15 protein-coding genes and 1 pseudogene are annotated in these 17,999 nt (G+C 42.2%); 5 read left to right on the forward strand and 11 right to left on the reverse strand.

Annotated elements, in window-relative coordinates; translation table 11 throughout:
* Nucleotides 1-309: 309 nt before the first annotated feature.
* Nucleotides 310-2,712, reverse strand: a complete 2,403-nt coding sequence (locus KA717_12335; protein ID UXE63344.1) for a hypothetical protein — start codon at nt 2,710-2,712, stop codon at nt 310-312.
* 96 nt (nt 2,713-2,808) lie between these two features.
* Here KA717_12335 and KA717_12340 point away from each other — a divergent pair.
* Nucleotides 2,809-4,090, forward strand: a pseudogene (locus KA717_12340) (ISKra4 family transposase).
* Nucleotides 4,091-4,109: 19 nt separating this feature from the next.
* On the opposite strand, the gene KA717_12345 reads toward KA717_12340, so the two are convergent.
* The 9 genes from KA717_12345 to KA717_12385 all read right to left on the reverse strand — a co-directional run bounded on the left by KA717_12345 (nt 4,110) and on the right by KA717_12385 (nt 12,183).
* Complete coding sequence (locus KA717_12345; protein UXE63345.1) at nt 4,110-4,823, reverse strand: DEAD/DEAH box helicase family protein; 714 nt, start codon at nt 4,821-4,823, stop codon at nt 4,110-4,112.
* A gap of 28 nt (nt 4,824-4,851) precedes the next feature.
* Nucleotides 4,852-5,199: a DUF5615 family PIN-like protein gene (locus KA717_12350; protein ID UXE63346.1), complete on the reverse strand. Its 348-nt coding sequence runs from the start codon at nt 5,197-5,199 to the stop codon at nt 4,852-4,854.
* On the reverse strand, nt 5,196-5,429 hold the full coding sequence (locus tag KA717_12355) for a DUF433 domain-containing protein (GenBank protein UXE63347.1): 234 nt from the start codon (nt 5,427-5,429) through the stop codon (nt 5,196-5,198). Before KA717_12355 ends, KA717_12350 begins: the two co-directional genes overlap by 4 nt.
* A gap of 379 nt (nt 5,430-5,808) precedes the next feature.
* Nucleotides 5,809-6,201 carry a type II toxin-antitoxin system VapC family toxin gene (locus KA717_12360; protein UXE63348.1) on the reverse strand — a complete coding sequence of 131 codons (393 nt, stop codon included), beginning with the start codon at nt 6,199-6,201 and terminating at the stop codon, nt 5,809-5,811.
* Complete coding sequence (locus tag KA717_12365; GenBank protein ID UXE63349.1) at nt 6,192-6,392, reverse strand: hypothetical protein; 201 nt, start codon at nt 6,390-6,392, stop codon at nt 6,192-6,194. The genes KA717_12360 and KA717_12365 overlap by 10 nt, the downstream gene beginning before the upstream one ends.
* 76 nt (nt 6,393-6,468) lie before the next feature.
* Nucleotides 6,469-7,497, reverse strand: coding sequence for a hypothetical protein (locus KA717_12370; GenBank protein ID UXE63350.1), 1,029 nt, complete (start codon nt 7,495-7,497; stop codon nt 6,469-6,471).
* Nucleotides 7,498-7,503: 6 nt separating this feature from the next.
* On the reverse strand, nt 7,504-10,239 hold the full coding sequence (locus KA717_12375) for a site-specific DNA-methyltransferase (GenBank protein ID UXE63351.1): 2,736 nt from the start codon (nt 10,237-10,239) through the stop codon (nt 7,504-7,506).
* 192 nt (nt 10,240-10,431) lie between these two features.
* Nucleotides 10,432-11,709 carry an RNA-guided endonuclease IscB gene (iscB, locus tag KA717_12380; protein UXE63352.1) on the reverse strand — a complete coding sequence of 426 codons (1,278 nt, stop codon included), beginning with the start codon at nt 11,707-11,709 and terminating at the stop codon, nt 10,432-10,434.
* A 321-nt stretch (nt 11,710-12,030) separates the two neighbouring features.
* A complete protein-coding gene (locus tag KA717_12385) occupies nt 12,031-12,183 on the reverse strand; it encodes a hypothetical protein (GenBank protein ID UXE63353.1) in 153 nt (50 codons plus the stop codon).
* Between the two features lie 72 nt (nt 12,184-12,255).
* On the opposite strand from KA717_12385, the gene serA reads away from it, so the two are divergent.
* From serA to KA717_12405, 4 genes are all read left to right on the forward strand, one after another.
* On the forward strand, nt 12,256-13,833 hold the full coding sequence (gene serA / locus KA717_12390; GenBank protein UXE63354.1) for a phosphoglycerate dehydrogenase: 1,578 nt from the start codon (nt 12,256-12,258) through the stop codon (nt 13,831-13,833).
* A gap of 81 nt (nt 13,834-13,914) precedes the next feature.
* On the forward strand, nt 13,915-14,805 hold the full coding sequence (gene prmA / locus KA717_12395) for a 50S ribosomal protein L11 methyltransferase (GenBank protein UXE64641.1): 891 nt from the start codon (nt 13,915-13,917) through the stop codon (nt 14,803-14,805).
* A 46-nt stretch (nt 14,806-14,851) separates the two neighbouring features.
* Complete coding sequence (locus KA717_12400) at nt 14,852-15,586, forward strand: nucleotidyltransferase family protein (protein ID UXE63355.1); 735 nt, start codon at nt 14,852-14,854, stop codon at nt 15,584-15,586.
* A 7-nt stretch (nt 15,587-15,593) separates the two neighbouring features.
* Nucleotides 15,594-16,574, forward strand: coding sequence for a GHMP kinase (locus tag KA717_12405; GenBank protein UXE63356.1), 981 nt, complete (start codon nt 15,594-15,596; stop codon nt 16,572-16,574).
* Between the two features lie 4 nt (nt 16,575-16,578).
* On the opposite strand, the gene KA717_12410 is transcribed toward KA717_12405, so the two are convergent.
* Nucleotides 16,579-17,868, reverse strand: a complete 1,290-nt coding sequence (locus tag KA717_12410; GenBank protein UXE63357.1) for a DUF3747 domain-containing protein — start codon at nt 17,866-17,868, stop codon at nt 16,579-16,581.
* Nucleotides 17,869-17,999 lie beyond the last annotated feature (131 nt).

Consider the following 17,999-nt stretch of genomic DNA (forward strand, 5'->3'; position numbering starts at 1 on the left):
CTGAGAGAAACGTAATAGAAGGAATTAGTAAATATTGAAGTATAATTTTAGAAAATTTAATCAAATATGGCATTAACTTAACTAACTTTGAAGAAATCAACATTAATATTTGATATACTAATCCAAGATGATTAAAGCTTAGTATTTTTAATGTATAGAAAACGAATAATATTCCAAGTAAAAATACTAATATTTTTACAAAAATAAAAATAATTGGAAAGAGCTTTGAAAAAAATGATTCTAAATATTTGGAATACATAGTTTTTATAAGTAAATTTAGTATTCAAATTTAGTGGATTTAATTGTTAACTAGATTGTCTGTTGAATTTCATTAAGTGCCTCAATAACCTCCAATTCTTTACAAAGTTTGTATTCCCAATAGCCAAAGCGACCATCGGCATTAACCGCTCTACACCAGCGTTCTGTTGCGGCCTTTTTCTCTTCTACCCCTTCTCGCCTGTAACCTTTAGTTTCAAAGATAACGTAACGAGTTTTAGAAGATTTTAAACGGAGAATAAAGTCTGGAATGTATTCGTGGTCTTCTCCATTATAAGTATAGGGTATGCTAAAGTTAAGGCGTTCATTCTTAACAAAGGCTTCAACAATGGGATGGTTATCAAGGTGGTATGCAGTAGCCTGTTCCCATGGATTATCAGCAACGATCGCATTTAGATGAGACTTTTCAACGGGGTAAACAGCTTTGCTTGTCCAAAAGTCCACGTCATCCGTTGAACCATTATCTCGGTGGGTTTCGTAACGGGGGATTTCTGGGGCTTCTCCTGCCTTGGTATCAGGATAAATAGCCGTTGATAGGTTGTCAATAATCCAGCCATAGTAAGGAGATAACCAAGCATCGGCTAATTCACAAGGCTTAATAACTTTGATTTTTGTGTGTAGGTATTGATGACAAATTTTTTGCAGTTGGGGAAAGAGAACATGAGGGGGAGCCTCACAAGTTTCCATTTGACAATAGGTTTTTGTTAAATCCTTTGCCAACTCGAAAATAAGAGTTTGTAATCGGTTGTTTTTACGGTAAGGATTGAGATCAAGTCTTTCCAGTTTGCCAGGGCCACTTATGCTTTGACGGCCTTCGTTATTAGATAAACTTGCCTTGACCTGAACCTCTGGGGGAATTTTGCTAGGGTCTAGGGTTAAAGGGGCGATCGCCTGCCAGTCAACAGTGACTTTATTTTGAACGCCCTGGGTATAACTTTCCACTCTGGGAAACTCGATCCGATACTGAGATTTAGTCGCTACAGAATAGATACGATTGCGGGGTGGGGTAGGACTAGATTTTCCACCAGGGTTAGCTTTAAAGGGGGTTACTTCAAAGGGAACTCCGAAAATTTTGGCGGTTTCTTCAGAAAACATATCATCTTCGTTAAGTTCATAATCCCGTCGCCGTAGTCCTCGCCCTACAACCTGTTCACATAGTAATTGAGACATAAAAGGCCGAATGCCGATGATATGAGTAACCGTTTTTGCATCCCAGCCTTCCGTAAGCATTCCGACAGAAATAATGCAGCGTATATCTCGTCCTGGGGGGTGTAACGGTTTATTTAATTTAATTGCTAAGTTTTCAAAACCTTCGGGGTAAAGTGATCGCTGTTGGTCATCTTTAGGCCAATTCACTAAACCAATGGTATCCAGGGTTAAACGCATCCATCGGGAATCATCAGATTTAGTGTTACCTGATTCGATTTCTTCAACAACTTTACAATCTACTCGAATAGTGTTAGTTTCGGTTTCCGTATTTCTCAGGGATTTTAGAGCAGAAGAAGGAACATTTGGCGGTTTATTATCATCCGCTATCCAGTCATAAATAACCTTCGCAATCTTCGTATTTTTACAAACAATAATAAATACTGGTGGTCGGGAGTCATCAGGATTTTGCAACCATTCCAGACGGGTTTCTTCCCATTGACCAGCAAGTAGGGTAATAGGATGTTGAGCATATTTCAATACAGCTTCTGGTTTGGGAGAAGTTTTCTTACCTCCCCTTTCTCCAGGTGTCATTCTCGACCTAATCCACTGCCAAATATTGAAATAAGCCACGTTAGAGGTAATGGCTCCTGTGGTATCTCTGAGGGGAAGCTGGGGAATTTTAACCAGTCCTGACTCGATCGCGTCCATCAAACTAAAATCACTAACTACCCAGGGAAACGGTTTGTTAGCATCCTTAGCCGAAGCTCTGAGATAGTAGGGAGTTGCTGATAAATCAACACAAAGGTTAATCGTGCGGTGCTTGTGAATGCGATCAAGACCTTCTACCCAGATAGTGGCCTCTTTGGCTTCGTACTCACTCGCTTCGTCGTCTTCATCGTCATTCTGAGAATTACTAGGGGATATACGGTAGGCATGATGGGCTTCGTCGTTAAGAATTAAAATTCTGCCCTTATTGCCAACTTCTTGAGACAAAATACGGCGTATCCAGGCGGCCTCACTTTCCAGATAACGAGTAGCTGAAATCTTAACTTCTAATAGGTTCCCTTGTTTATCTTTTTTCTCTTCTAAAACTTTGATTAAGCCTAAACGAGTCTGTTCTTCTAACTTCTCTAAAGTCAGGTAACGAACGCCTCTGGCCGTGGTGTTTTCCTTCCCAATTTTGATAGTTTCGGTGGTGGTGGTTTTGACTCCCACTTTCACCACTTTGGCGGGATCACTTCCCCCTGTACTTGGCGATCGCCTCTCGAATAGATGCCAGTTTGTCACCAGGACTTTACCCTGTCTGAGTGGGTGTGACCTTTAGTTGATGAAGGAAAAGAAAAGTGTTAACATGGGATGAAAAGTGACAAAGAGGAAACAATGATGACAGCAAAACTAATTAATGTAGAGGGTTCAAAGATAAAAATAGAACTAACATTAGAACTCAGTCGTTCAATGTTGGATACAGAAATAAATATTCAAAAAGGCTTAAACGAAGTAGGTTGCATCGCCAGCAAAGAAGCCTTGAAATATTTAGATACAGATGGTTCACCCTTAAAAATCGGTGAAGAAATCTGGAAGAGTAAGGGAGAGCAACCGAAAGAATATCAAACACCTTATGGTGAGGTTATAGTGAATCGTCATGTATATCAGCGTTCACCTTTGAGGAAAAACGTATTGCCCCTTAGAAAGAGAAGCAAGGATAATCATAACATCAACGCCATTATTGGCAAAACAGGTATCCTCAAAAATGTCAGGGATGGCAGGCAAAGAGGTGAAAAATGATTTATTAGAAAATCATGGTAGAAAAGTAGCGCTATCCTATATCCAAAGATTGAGTGAAGCAGTAGGAAGTGTGGTACAGGCAAAAGAAGAAGCGTGGAGTTATGCCCCGCCCAAGGAGGATAGCCAAATTGCAACAGTGGGAATAGGATTAGATGGAACCTGTATGCTGATGTGTGAGGATGGCTACCGTGAAGCAATGGTGGGAACCGTTTCCCTATACGATAGTGAAGGCGAACGTCAACATACAATCTATCTAGGTGCGGCACCAGAGTATGGAAAAAAGAGTTTTCTAGAAAGATTAGAAAGAGAAATTGAGCGAGCGAAAAACCGTTATCCAGAGGCAACATTGGTCGGGATAGCAGACGGGGCAGAATCAAATTGGAAGTTTTTAGAAAAGCAAACGGAAGAACAGATATTAGATTTCTATCATGCCTCTGGTTACTTAGGTGCCTTGGCAGAAGCGTTGCATCCGAATACCGTGTCAAAACAAAAAGAATGGTTGACTGAAAATTGTCGAGAACTCAAGCATGAAAAAGGAAAAGCAGGAGAACTGCTAAATCTGATGAAAGAAGTCAAAGAAGAAAAAAGTCATTCTAAGAATCTTACCGAGAAACTACAAGCGGCGATTACTTATTACGAGAATCATCAGCATCAAATGGATTATGCTGAATACATAGAGAAAAAGTATCCGATTGGTTCAGGTGTTACGGAAGCAGCTTGTAAGACGTTGGTCAAACAACGATTATGTTGTTCAGGGATGCGATGGAAGGAAAAAGGAGCAGGAATTATTTTGAGCCTACGAGCTTTGGTATTGACCAAGGAACGATGGAGTCAATTTTGGGCAAAACTTGATCAATATGGGTTCCCTGTAGAACCCTGATTACAACAGCTTTTATCAACTAAAGGTCGCACCCTCTGAGTTTATCCATTAAATGTGACGGGATTAAGTCACGAGTTCGATAAAGACTTGCTTCGCCGTTGTTGGGGTCTAATTCCTGAAGCCTGCTTTTAATGGTGACGTTAGGACATACCACTAAAACCACATCAGAAAAACGGGTATCACTGCGATCGCTAACTTTATTAAGGATGCTCCAGGCGGTTAACATCCCCATTACGGTTGTTTTACCTGAACCAGTGGCCATCTTACAGGCGTAACGTTGGAACGGTTTTAACTCGGTATCAATGGGACTATCAACAGGAACTTGAATACCCTGTCTTAAATCCATGCGGGCCTCAGTGAGAAAGATGATTGTTTCTACCGCTTCCCGTTGGGCAAAAAATAACCGTTGTTCTCGATCGGGCCGATTCCAGTGAGTGAGTAAGTCCAGGGTTGTGCGGGTAACACCAGGGTAATTCTGCGATCGCCACTCTTTAACCCGTTGCCTTAATTTATTTACCAGGGTCATCTCGTAGCCAGGAGCAAATTCTTCGGCTGATGAGGGTTTAAGGACTCCTCCCCAACTCCAAAGTACGTTACCTTCACGGGGGGGATAAACAATAGCAGGGCGGCGGCCTTCTCTAAGTTCGGGGTCGTAACCTTCTCGGAGAAACCAGTAATGGGCGGGTTCATCAAAGGGGTTGTTTAATATCGGGTGATCGACTTCGTAGGACATTTTAGTTTGAGAGAGTTTTTTGGGTGATTTAAGCTAGATTAATTTGATTGATTTCAACGATATTTTCTCCCTGTTTTAATTCCATAAGGGCTTGTGCTAATGTTAAACTCAGCAATTTTTGTAGATTACGATTAGTAACATTTCCACAGGTTAACCATAAAATTTGAGGAGGTGTTCCTAAGCGACAAACAAGATCAATAAAATCACTATCTTTTGTCATAATGACTGCGTTAGATTGGCGAGCTACTTCAAAAATTTCGGTATCCTTAGCATCTCGTAAACCTAATTCTTTTAGAGAAATAGCTTCTACTTCAAAGTTTGTGTTTAACCAATTGGCTAAGGTTGGTGGCAATTGAGCATAAATCCAGATTTTCATGCGATTAATCGGGGAAATTCTGTTCGTTTAGCTGCAAAAATTAAGCAGGCTTGTATATCAGCAAATTCTAAGTCGGGAAAGTCTTCTAATATTTCAGTTATACTGACATTTTCTGCCAACATTTCTAATATGTCAGAGACACGAATTCGCATTCCTCGGATACAAGGACGACCGCCACATTGTCCAGGGATTTGGGTGATTCGGGTTAAAAGTGAGTTGGTTTTGTTCATTTATTTAGGGTATTTAATCAAAAAAGGGATTGTTTAAACCCATATTCCGTACCAATTAGAAGAAAATAAATAATTTAAAATTTACACGCTATATGCAGGCATCATTAGCCATCACAACACTAGATATAGACGGAGAAGGAAAGACTATAGTAGTGCGTTTATCAGTGCTTTTGTGCTGCATAAAGAGGCGTACTTTTGTTGATCAGCAGATTGTGATTCCTGAAACCTTTGTGGGGAAGCACTTCTGCTAATCTAGACTTGTTCGTATTAATTAAAATTCTTGTTGCCAAGTACGGAATGTGGGTTTAAATAGGGCGGGCGGCTTTAGCCGTGCCATTGGCATCGCCTTAGTAAAACAGGGGAGACTATTTTGTAGAAATTAGGGAATAACATCAATGAGTCCTGTTTGAAATTCTTTGTCGTAAGTGATGACGGGAATTTTTTCAAGTTCTGCTTGAGCCATAATCATTCGGTCAAAGGGATCTCGGTGGTCAATGGGTAAGCTTCCCGCTCTGATAGCATGGGCCGAAGTAATCTTTAGTTCAACAAATTGTGCTTGAGTTAATATTTGCGAATATTCTTCGACAATTTGTTTTGCTTCAGGTAATTTCCCGATGCGATATTTTGTGGCAATTTCCCAAGCAGATGCACTGCTGATCAGAATTTGATGATTGGGATTTTTAATAATTTCTCGACAGGAAAAATCGAGTTTTGAATCATCAAAAAACCACCACAATAAAATATGGGTATCAAGAAGATATTTTATTCCCATTGTCGAAGCTCCTCTTCGGGTAAGGGATCAAAGAAGGTGTCACTTAGTTTTCCTTTCAGAAGTCCTGGGGTGCGAGGCAGACTAGTTTCTTGATTTACGCCTATACGAAAATAGTGGATTAGATCATAAATTTCTGTGAGTTTTTCTTCAGGGATTGCTTGTAATTCTTGGATAATTTTTTCAATTAGCATAGGTTTAATAAGTAGGTTAATCAAAAGGGTTGTTTAATATCGGGCGATCGACTTCGTAGGACATTTTAATTAATTTTTATTTACAGTTGCCTTTTTGCTTCATTTGTACTTTTATTTCATTAGGCATTCCCCATGAATATTTTGAAACAATTTGACAATAAATAGCTGGTATCTCTAACTCATCTTTTTGATCTAATTTTTGATCTAATACTTGATCTAATAACTTATTTATTTCATCAATATTGTAAAGAGTAGGGTAAATATTGAATGCAGCTTGAAATGATGATTTTGCGTTAGGAACGTTACCTTCGAGTAGATATCTAAAGCCTTGATTTTGTAGGAATGTAGCCTGATCATATTTGCTTTGATTTGAGCTAGGGAAATCTGGTATATTGGGTAATGGTGAAGGATTAGATGATGGTAAAGGATTTGGTGGTGTTGGTGGTAAAGGATTTGGTGAGAAAGCAGGTGATGGTGAAGGACTAGATAATGGTAAAGGATTAGATGAAGAATTAGGTGATAGTGAAGAATTAGATGGGGACGAATTATTGCCAAAAGATTGGGGGGTTGCTGTTAATAAAGATTTGATAATTCTGCATTTTTTTTCTTCGGGTGTAAATGTGATTTTCTTTCCATCTTTGTTTCCTTTAGGAACATAGTAATTGTTAAAGTCTTCTTCATTTACGTAAATTGTATCGTCGTTATTGGTTGTGTTTTTACCTGGATTAAAGAAAGACTTAATTGCATTGAGATTTAAATATTCTTGAATTGGCTTTTTGTCAAATTGTTTACAATCAATTAGTTTGGCTCTCACTAAAAATATTAAATTTTGCTCTGATTGTTGCTGATTACCCGGTGCTAGAGCTTGTTTAATTAACTCAGATTCGCGTTTTTTATTTTCCAGACTTTGATTACTACAATTGGTCATCAACTGGGTAACAATAAGTAAAAGTATGCTCCCAAAAGTTGCCCAAACTGCTTTTTTTAAGGATGAATAAAATTCTATTTTGTCCTTATTTAGTGCTGGAAATTCTGTTTCTTGAATTTTCTTTGATTCTGGCTGAACAGGCAGTTCATTTTCTATATTTTTTTGTTCATCTGGCATAGTCAATTACTCTCCTTTTAAAGATTTAATAACCAACAATTCATTACCGCGATCATCAATGACTTTCACAGCAATTTCTTGATGTTCCCCTGGGTCAAAGGGTGCGCTCTTGGTTCCCGCTAAATGTTCCCAAACTTCGTCATCGTAGGTTCCTTTGAGGGCTTTCTTGATAGAATCCCAAGCACTGGTACGGGGGAAAAAGGCTTGATTAACATGGAAACATAAACCATTATAGTCGGTGTCGAGAAACCAAGCAGGGACATCATTACCTGATGTTGAATCATTTTTCATGGTGATAGGGTCAAAGACATCTAAGCCTAGTAGTTCAACTTGATATTTACCCTCCTCGGTTTTATGAACTTTGACATCAGGTAAACCACAAACGCTAAAGATTTGGGAGCTTCTCATGTGTTTGAGTAAATCCCCCATAAGCAAGTCTGGGGTGGCCTGAATATAGGTTGCTGGGATACCGATCGCTGTTTGACAATCCTCCACAAACTGACGAGCTTTAGCGGCGATCGCAAAACCAATGATAAAGAGATGAGCATAATCTTTACGTTCGGCTTCTTTAGCAGCTTCGTAAACTGTCCTTTCGGCGATCGCTCCGTTCTCTGGGCCAAAAATAAAGGCTACAGGTTTCTGAGACAAAGGCAATTTATTCAGATTGACCTTTAGGGCTTCATCTACCACATCCCCTAAAATCGTGCCGTCTAACTCACTGGCCTTAACCAATGCCTCTGCTGAAAGATTCTGAGATTTAGCGGGTTGTCGAATTTGGGTAAGGTTAATGGTGCGATTCCCAGGTAAACGTAGGACAGGAGATTTTTTCAGGATTTCAAGCATTCGGTCTTCGTAGGAGCCACTGCTTTCTATCGCTATATCCTCCGTTTCGGGCGATTCTTCTCCTGACCTATCAACAGGCGGCGGTATGGTTCCCTCGATGGTAAAGGGACTGCAAACCCTCACGATGCTGTTATCTGTTTCAGGGCGATCGACTAAAATCTCCTCGGCGGGGGGTTCGTTATTAGCAATACTTTTGAGGGTAATGTGTGGGACTATTCCCCCAACTTCTTCACCTTTACTGTTCTGCTTCCGTTTATAAACAAAACCACTAGCAGGAGAATTACCGTCTCTGAGTTGATACCAGGGAAACGTAGCAGTTAATAATCGTTGACGGGCTAAAGCTAAGGGAACGCGGCTAACATCACAGGTAATCCACCTTCTACCCCATTGTTCGGCGACATAGGCAGTTGTGCCACTTCCACAGGTTAAGTCTAGGACTAGATCGCTTGGGTCTGTGGTCATTAGGAGACAGCGTTCTATTACTTTTATATTGGTTTCTACGACATATCTCTTATCTCCAGCATCGAAGCCCCATTTAGTGTCTGTCCAAACATTAGTTATCGGACTTACAGGAAAATCATGTAAAAACATGAAATAGGATAGGCTGTTAACTCTGGCAATTAGGAGATTTTTTTTTGCTAAATTTTTAAGGCCGTCAATGCTTGTTTTCCAGTGTTGGTTATTACCTATTTTGTATATGTTTCCTTGAAATTCAAATGGTTGTGATCCTTGCTCACTAAAACCTTGAGAAGTTAAAGGCCCATACCTAAATGCCTTAGAACCTTCAGGAATTGACACCATGCCTGATTTCTCTTCTTTTGTCATTGTTCTCGTAGAACCGTCTCTAAGAAGAAGGTATTTGTATTCGCCTGCCTCTGAGTCACCAAGTTGCTTTTGACGAAATAAGCTCCTTACTTTTATATTTTCTTGGTTTTTTGCGTACCAGAGTAAATAATTTGTGGTATTTGCAAGTAATTTGTCGGCTTGAAAGCTAGTTGTTATGTAGGGAATTAATCTGCAAAAATTCTCGCTTCCAAAAGTCTCATCCATTAGCTCCCTAACATGATGAACATTCTCTTCTCCCATCTGCACAAAAACACTGCCGCTATCTGTTAACAAATCCCTAGCTAACAATAGGCGATCGCGTAAATAACTGAGATAAGAATGTAAGCCTAACTCCCAAGTATCCCTATAGGCTTGAACCATTTCAGGCTCTCTCGTAAAATCATTATCGTCATTATGACTAACATCTCGTTTCCTAACAAAAGGCTGAAAATTACTACCAAACTTCACCCCATAGGGCGGATCAATATAAATCATTTGAACTTTTCCCCCCATGCCTTCATATTGCAAAAGGGAGTTCATCACAATTAACGAGTCACCGAGAATCATACGGTTAACCCATTTATCGTGATACTCATAAGCCTTTAAAATCTGGTCACTAATAGACCACTGCGGATCACTAAATAACTCAAATAAATTTAGTTGAGCACCTCCTACTTTGTGAGATTTTAAGGTTTCAATAATTGCCCTAGTTGATAACCTTTCATGGACAAATAACGGTAAAGTCGGCACATCAAAAGACTCTCGCTCTGCCTTACCAGTCCAGTTTAAAAACGGTTGACCTAATGCCTTTAACTGAGATGCGGCGGCCTTAATTTCCTCTAAACTCTCAGACTCTAAAATCTTGGCAATTAACGCCTCTGCCTGTTCTCGTGCAGGGTTCTCGTCCCAACTCAACTCAGGAGCTAAGGATGAATCATAACGATAGGCTGTGGGCGGTTTCTTCTTCTTAAAATGGGGTTCCGTGCCGATGTCAGGACGTTGGGGATGCTCCTCAGCATGGTTATAGTTCTTAGGCTCTTTGGCCGTTGATTTACTTTTGGATGTCCTTGCCATAGACCTTTAGGGATGAAAAATAAATAACCTAGGCATTTTGTTGTTAAACAAACCTGAAGCTTTTACTTTAGAACATCAAATGCACAACTTAATAGATTTTCATAAGAAAAAGGTGGGAGTTTGGAAACTCAGCGTCTTCAGACCTGAGAGGAAAAACGACTCAGGGGAATTTATTCCCCCGTAAAATATGGGTTAAAAACTATAGGAGTAACCATCTTTACGATGAATTGCCCGACAGTATTTATGCCCAATTCCTTGTATTAGCTGTGAGGATGTTGAAATATTGAAACTACCACTAGAACGAACAGCAACTCGTCCAACGTAAGTTCCGATTTTCTTTCCAGAAGTTACGATTGCCTTAACAATGTCACCTGTCTGAAATCCTTTAATAAACTTAAGGCGAGGGACATAACGAGATGGGAAGCCAAATTTATCGGTGCGACACATTTGACGGCATCCATGTCCTGTTGCCTTAATCAATAAAGGCTGCTTGGTGACAATCCGTAAAGAATCAATCGTTCCTACACAAGCGGCATCAATCCAATGAGCTTTAGTTAATTTTAATCGAGTGCGATTAAACTTAGTTTGTCCACCAGATCCCGTAGAAACAGGTAATCCAGTGATCTTTAAGGCATTAAATAAAGCCCAACGGGTCGAATTAACGGCGGCGGCATCCTTTAAAGGAGACTTTGCCTGACTCAATACTCGTTTCAAGACATCAGGTTTTCCTGAAAGAAAGTCTTTGATATCCTGAGTTCCCTTGCCAATATTACAGGGTTCACAGGCTAAACAAAGATTGGAAATGCGATTAGTTCCGCCCTTCGCCTTGGGTTGAATATGCTCAACTTGGAGAGGGATGTTCTTTGCTCCACAATAGGCACATTGACGGTTCCATTTTTCCAAGAGATATTCCCGCACTTCGTAACCCTGTAACTCTCCTTGTTGGTATTCAATACCAGAGATTTCAGGGTTTTCCATTTTCTGTAAATCGAATCGAACCAACTCCTGAACAATGCTAGTGACAGGACAGTAACGAATCAATTTCTTGACCAAGGTTAGCGTGGTATCTACTCGATGTTGGAGACTGGGAGTTAACCATCCCTTTTCCTTTTTCCGATTAAGGAATCGAGCAGGACGATAGCGAGTTTTACGATTTCGGCGATTACGACGAATAGCGCGACGGGAATCTAAGTCGGACTTGATTTGTTGTCCTCGGTGAGATAATTCGGCTCCCCAAATGACATCTTCTCCATTGAGAATAGCAATCCCTGTTGCTTGAGAGCCTGGGTCGATTTTAAGAGTCAACGAATTGACTTCTACATCTTCTTGCTTCTCCTTGAGAATAATGGTGAAGGGATACCGACGAAATACAGCAGCTTTTTTCTGATTCAGTAACAATCGTGCTTGAGCAGGATGCACTGGATTACAAGGCTGTTTATCGGTATCAATAACAAAAACATAATTAGACATAGATAACTCCAATTTCTTGGGTAATGTTAGCCTCGGTAATGTTTTAAGAGCTTGTTAGGCTGAAAGCACTTCCTTAACCCCGTAAAGATGTTTAACTTTCAACAACACAGCGACAAACTGGCTACGCATTCGTCGGTGTTATGACTCAAAAAACGTAGTCCTCGAAGGACTTAACCTGGTCAGCTAACTGAAGTTAGAGGCACGAAGCCCCCGTACTTCAGTCGGGGGTGCTGACTCCTTCGCTCGAATAGAAACCCCCAGTAAACGCTCAATTTCCCCAGTAGTGAGAATCCAGTCATTATTCACAGCTTTCTCTAAGACTCAGGGGTGGGATAGCGGATCGGGTTTGGTGGTTAAGGCAGCGATCCAGCGATCGCCGTCATCTATTTGCCCTGTCCCAGATCCCAAAAACATTAAGGAATTTTCAGAACAGATAGCCCGATCGCCGCTAGAATAATCCACGGCAGTAATCACCCCCAAACAGGGGAGTCGTCGAGTTTAACCGATTAGGCTGTTCGTTTCTTAATACGCATTATATCCAAGGCTATGGCAAAAATTCTTGTTTCCGACCCGATTGATCAAGTTGGTATTGATATTCTTAAGCAGGTTGCCCAGGTTGATATCAAAACGGGACTTCCCCAGGAAGAAATTATTAAAATCATTCCTGAATACGATGCCTTGATGCTGCGTTCTGGCACAAAAGTGACCAAAGCTATTATTGAAGCTGGCACCCAACTCAAAATTATTGGCCGGGCTGGTGTGGGAGTGGACAACATTGATGTTCCCGCCGCCACTCGTCAAGGTATTGTCGTCGTTAACTCCCCTGAAGGGAATACCATCGCCGCCGCCGAACATGCCCTGGCCATGATGATGGCCCTGGCCCGTCATATCCCCGATGCCAACCAATCTGTCAAAGATAAACAGTGGGATAGAAAACGTTTTGTGGGTATAGAAGTCTATAAAAAAACCTTAGGTGTAATTGGATTAGGCAAAATTGGTTCCCATGTAGCCACCGTGGCCAAGTCGATGGGCATGAAACTCTTAGCTTACGATCCCTTTATTTCTAAAGAACGGGCCGAGCAGTTAGGCTGTACCCTGGTGGATCTAGATTTGTTGTTCTCGGAATCTGATTTTATTACCTTCCATATTCCCAAAACCCCCGAAACGGCCAATTTAATTAATGCCGAGACCATCGCTAAGATGAAACCCACAGTACGGCTAATTAACTGTTCGCGAGGCGGTATTATCGATGAAAATGCTCTGGTAGAAGCCTTAGAACAGAAACGCATTGGGGGAGCCGCCTTAGATGTATTTAGTGAAGAACCCCTGGGAGAATCCAGACTACGGGAGTTTAGCAATGTCATTTTAACTCCCCACTTAGGAGCCTCTACTACGGAAGCCCAGGTCAATGTCTCCATTGATGTGGCTGAACAAATTCGGGATGTTTTACTGGGTTTGCCCGCTCGTTCTGCGGTCAATATTCCTGGTCTCACTCCCGATGTCATGGAAAAATTACGCCCCTATCTGCGATTAGCCGAGACCCTCGGTACTCTGGTAGGCCAATTGGCAGGGGGACGGATTGAACAGTTAACGGTGCAGTTACAGGGAGATTTGGCCAGCAATGCCACTCAACCGATCGTAATTGCAGCGATTAAGGGGTTATTGTCCCAGGCGTTACGGGAGCGGGTTAACTACGTCAATGCAGCCATTGAAGCTAAGGAACGGGGTATTCGGATCATTGAAACTCGTGATGCTTCGGTTCGGGACTATTCGGGTTCTCTCCACCTCAAGGCGATCGGTTCGATGGGAGAACATTCGGCCACGGGTGCTTTGTTAAGTAACGGTGAAATTCGCATTACCGATGTGGATGAATTTCCCATTAATGTTCCCCCCAGTAACTATATGGTCTTCACACTCCACCGCGATATGCCGGGGATTATTGGTCGTATTGGCTCTTTATTGGGTAGTTTTAACGTCAATATTGCCAGTATGCAGGTGGGACGCAAAATTGTACGGGGTGATGCGGTGATGGCCCTAAGTTTAGATGATCCGCTACCGGAAGGGTTATTAACGGAAATTACCAAGGTAGATGGCATTCGGGACGCATACACCGTTAAGCTATAGAAATACAAAAACTAGGGAAAAAGGAGACTATCTAAGGTTGCTTGTCTCTTTTCCTAGCTTGCGGTTTTAACCTTGGAGTCTATGGCAAGTAGTTGGTGGGAAATTAAAATTCTTTGTCATCCCAATTTAGAGGAATCTATTTTTTGGCGACTGGATAAGTTTGGCTGTTCGGGAACGGCGACAGAACCCAAGGGGCAGTCTCTATTAATCAAAGCCTATACTCCCCAGATTAAAATCCAATTACTAGATTTAGCGGCCCTTGCCCTTTGGCTTCATCAAGATTCTTTGCTGGCGGGTTTACCTCAACCCTTAATGCGCTGGAAGTTAATTGATGAAGAGGATTGGTCTAGTAGTTGGAAACAGTATTGGCAACCGACGGAAGTCGGTGATCGCTTTTTAATTTATCCCGCTTGGTTAACCCCTCCAGAAGACTCGGAGCGACTTATTTTAAGGCTTGATCCGGGGGTTGCCTTTGGCACCGGAACCCATCAAACAACCCAACTTTGTTTAGAATCCCTGGAAATGCGCTTGTCCATCTCGGCGAGTGATATTGTTTTAGCAGATGTGGGTTGCGGTTCCGGTATTCTTTCGATTGGTGCTGTGCTATTGGGAGCAACGAAGGTCTATGCCGTCGATACTGATCTTTTAGCAGTAGAATCAGCCCGCTCTAATCGCCATCTCAATCAAATTCATCCCGATAATTTAACCATTAATCAAGGGAGTGTGGCGGAATTATTAGAGCTTTTGCCAGAGGGCGTGGATGGCATTGTTTGTAATATTCTGGCCGATGTGATTATGGATTTAATGCCCCAATTGAGTCAACTGATTAAACCCAATGGTTGGGCAATTCTCAGTGGCATTTTACTGGATCAAACCCAGGCGATCGCCGATACCCTGGAACAAAACGGTTGGGTGGTCGCGGCTCTCTGGAAACGACAGGAATGGTGTTGCTTTCAAATCCGTCGTGCTTAATGATTTTTCTATACCCAATTTAACCCAACGCTAAACCCAAAACCCCATGCTGACCGAACCATCTTCCATTCTGGCCGTTGTCTTAGCGGGGGGCTTAGGAACTCGTATTCAGGCTCTTTTGCCCAATGTGCCTAAGCCGATGGCCAGGGTGGCAGGAAAACCTTTTCTCGGTTGGATTTTAGCCTATCTCCAAGGTCAGGGAGTCCAGCAAGCCCTTTTGTCAACGGGGTATTTAGCAGACGTGATTGAAGCCTACGCCCAGCAAGAACCGATCGCCGGATTAAAGCTAAATTGTTATGCTGAACCCTCTCCCCTGGGAACAGCCGGAGGTTTTGTTCATGCAGTACAGCAAGCTCAAACAAATCCTTTGGCCTGGTTGGTTTTAAATGGCGATTCTCTGATTGTGACGGATTTAGAACCGATGTTTAATTATTTACAAGATGAAGCGGTCGAGGGTGTCATTTTGGGAGTAGAAGTGGCAGAAGCGGATCGCTACGGCTCTTTAGTTTATGATGAACAAGGAACGCTCTTACAATTTGCTGAAAAGCAAGCGGGGGCAGGGGTTATTAATGGCGGAGTTTATCTTTTCCGCGATCGCCTCTTAAAGCAATTTCCGCAAAAAAAGCCCCTTAGTTTTGAATATGATGTTTTTCCTGAACTACTCCAACAATCCGTTTGTTTAAAAGTTCATCCCGTCCAAGCTCCCTTTTTAGATATCGGCACTCCGGCATCTTTAAGTCAAGCAGAGGCTTTTGTTCAGCAATATTTTCAGCCATTTTAGTTAATTCATGCTGATTTCACGCGCACCCGTTAGGATTAGTTTTTTGGGCGGGGGAACCGATTACCCCGAATATTTTTTACAGCATGGTGGTTCGGTTTTAGCCACGGCGATCGATAAGTTTTCCTACGTAACGGCCAGTCCTTTTTTAAGTCATTTATTTGACTATTCTGTTCGCATCTCTTACCGTAAAGTTGAATTAGTTAAACATCCTACTGAAATTGAACATCGAGTTTTCAAGGAATGTTTAAAGTTTTGTCATCTGGAAAAAGATATTGAGTTACATAATGTGGCCGACTTGCCCGCTTTTACCGGCCTAGGTTCCTCTTCTGCCTTTACCGTTTCTCTCCTCCAGGCTCTTCATTCCTTTAAAGGAGAATTTGTCCGTCCACTGGATCTGGCCTACGAAGCCATCTATGTGGAGCGACATTTAGTCCATGATAAAGTTGGTTGTCAAGACCAATTAATGGCCGCCATGGGAGGCTTTAATCTGGTGGAATTTAGAACTGAAGAGGATATTATTGTCCATCGTTTGCCAATTTCTCCCCAACGTTTAGCGGAATTTGAACAACATTTATTTATTGTTTTTACCGGCATTAAACGCAAAGCTGCCAATGTGGTGGAAAAGCAACTGAAAAAAGTGGGAGATAATACCCAAACCCTCAAAGATATGCGTTTAATGGTGGACAAGGGCTGGGATATTTTAAACAGTGCTCAATCCCTAGCTGCTTTTGGAGAATTATTACATCAAGCTTGGTTGGCCAAACGCAGTTTAGATGAAGTTATTTCTAATCCTGAAATTGATCAGCTATACCATGTAGGTTTGGAAGCGGGAGCCTGGGGCGGAAAATTGTTAGGAGCCGGAGCAGGTGGTTTTATGCTCTTTTTCGCGCCTCCTGAGAGCCATCCCCAATTACAAAAGGTTTTTGCAAATCACCAGATTTTAGCGGTCAAAATTAATGCGCCAGGGTCACAAATTATTTTTTCTTAGAAAATTAGGGGACAATAATGGCTTGTAAACCGGCACTTTGCAGACTTTGATAGGCTTGTTGAGCGTTTTCTCGACTGCTAAAACGACCGATTTGTAAAACTCGTCGCCCCTGGTAGGTGGTGTGAAAGGCTTCAGGATAGAGCGATCGCGCCTGTTCTAACTGCATGGGATTATTGGCCGCCGCCAGCACCCGATAGGATTGCCCTAGGGAAGATGGAACAGTGGATAGGGTAGGAGAAAGGGGCGCAGTACGAGTCGGAAAAATGCTAGGAGAGCTTGGCAGGGTTGAGGGATTTGGCATTTCATTACTGGGAGCAACAGTAGAATTTGGCATTCCCCAGCCAGAGGTAGGAACGGGTTTAGGCGTTAGGGGGGGCGGCGGTAACAAATTACCGTTATTGGCCGTTAAGGTGGTAGAAAAACGGGTCTGGTTTGCACTCAAGGGAGGAGGAACCGGCGTAGTTAAGCGGGGGGCAACTAAGGTGGAGGTCGCTAGAGGCGGGGGATTAACGGGATAGAAATTGCGGCTCTGGGGCTGGGATTGAACATTTCTAGGAGTCGGTGAATTCGGCGGAGCAGGGGTACTGTCAGGAGCGGTAAAGGTAAATTCTTTAAGGGGAGGTTGGGGAGACTCAATTGCAGGCGGATTAAGCATTGTGGAACTGGGGGTATTAGAAATGTTAGAGGGTGTGGTAATTTCTGGACGGATTTCTGGTGGTGTTGACCTGGCCGCTGGCGCAACCATCATACTGCGATCGCCCGTCAAGTAAACATGAGAAAGCACTCTATTACCATAGGTGCGTTTTGTAAACCGCCAACCTGGATCAAGTTGGATTTTCATAAAGCCCCGTTTAAGTCCACGAGTACGCCCCACCACCACTTCCGGCATGGAGGGATCGCGCCGATTAGTTCCTACTAAGACGAGTTCGCCATTACGCTCTATGACTCTGAGTAGATAATCTAAGCCCAAATCCTGACCATCAATACGCAGTGAATAACCATTACTATCAGTACTTCGTTCGCAGATGTCGGTAAAGTCGAAGTTGAGGAGCAAGGGATTGACCATAATAGGGGTTCCGCCTTCTTCCTGCCAACATTGTCGTTGTCCTGGCAGTTGTTGCAAAATAAGCAGATCATACTTGTTGTCGCCGTAGGGACGGGCAATAGCAATAAAGTCCCTTTGGTTGACTTCCTGTTGAAAAAAGGTGGCAGCTTGTAGGGATAGCGGAATGATCTCCGCCGCGAGGACGATCGCGGTAACAGAAAACCATCGGAAAAAAGGGCTGAATTTCATAACAGGTATTGGGTTTATCCAAATCAATACTAAGATTCAGAGATCTATTCGCTTGCATGACTGCGAACATTATGCCTAGAAAACGAATCGCTTAACAGCTAGTTAAGAAAGATCGAAAAAAAGAGAAACCC

The organism is Woronichinia naegeliana WA131 (assembly GCA_025370055.1).
GTDB classification, from domain to species: Bacteria; Cyanobacteriota; Cyanobacteriia; order Cyanobacteriales; family Microcystaceae; genus Woronichinia; species Woronichinia naegeliana.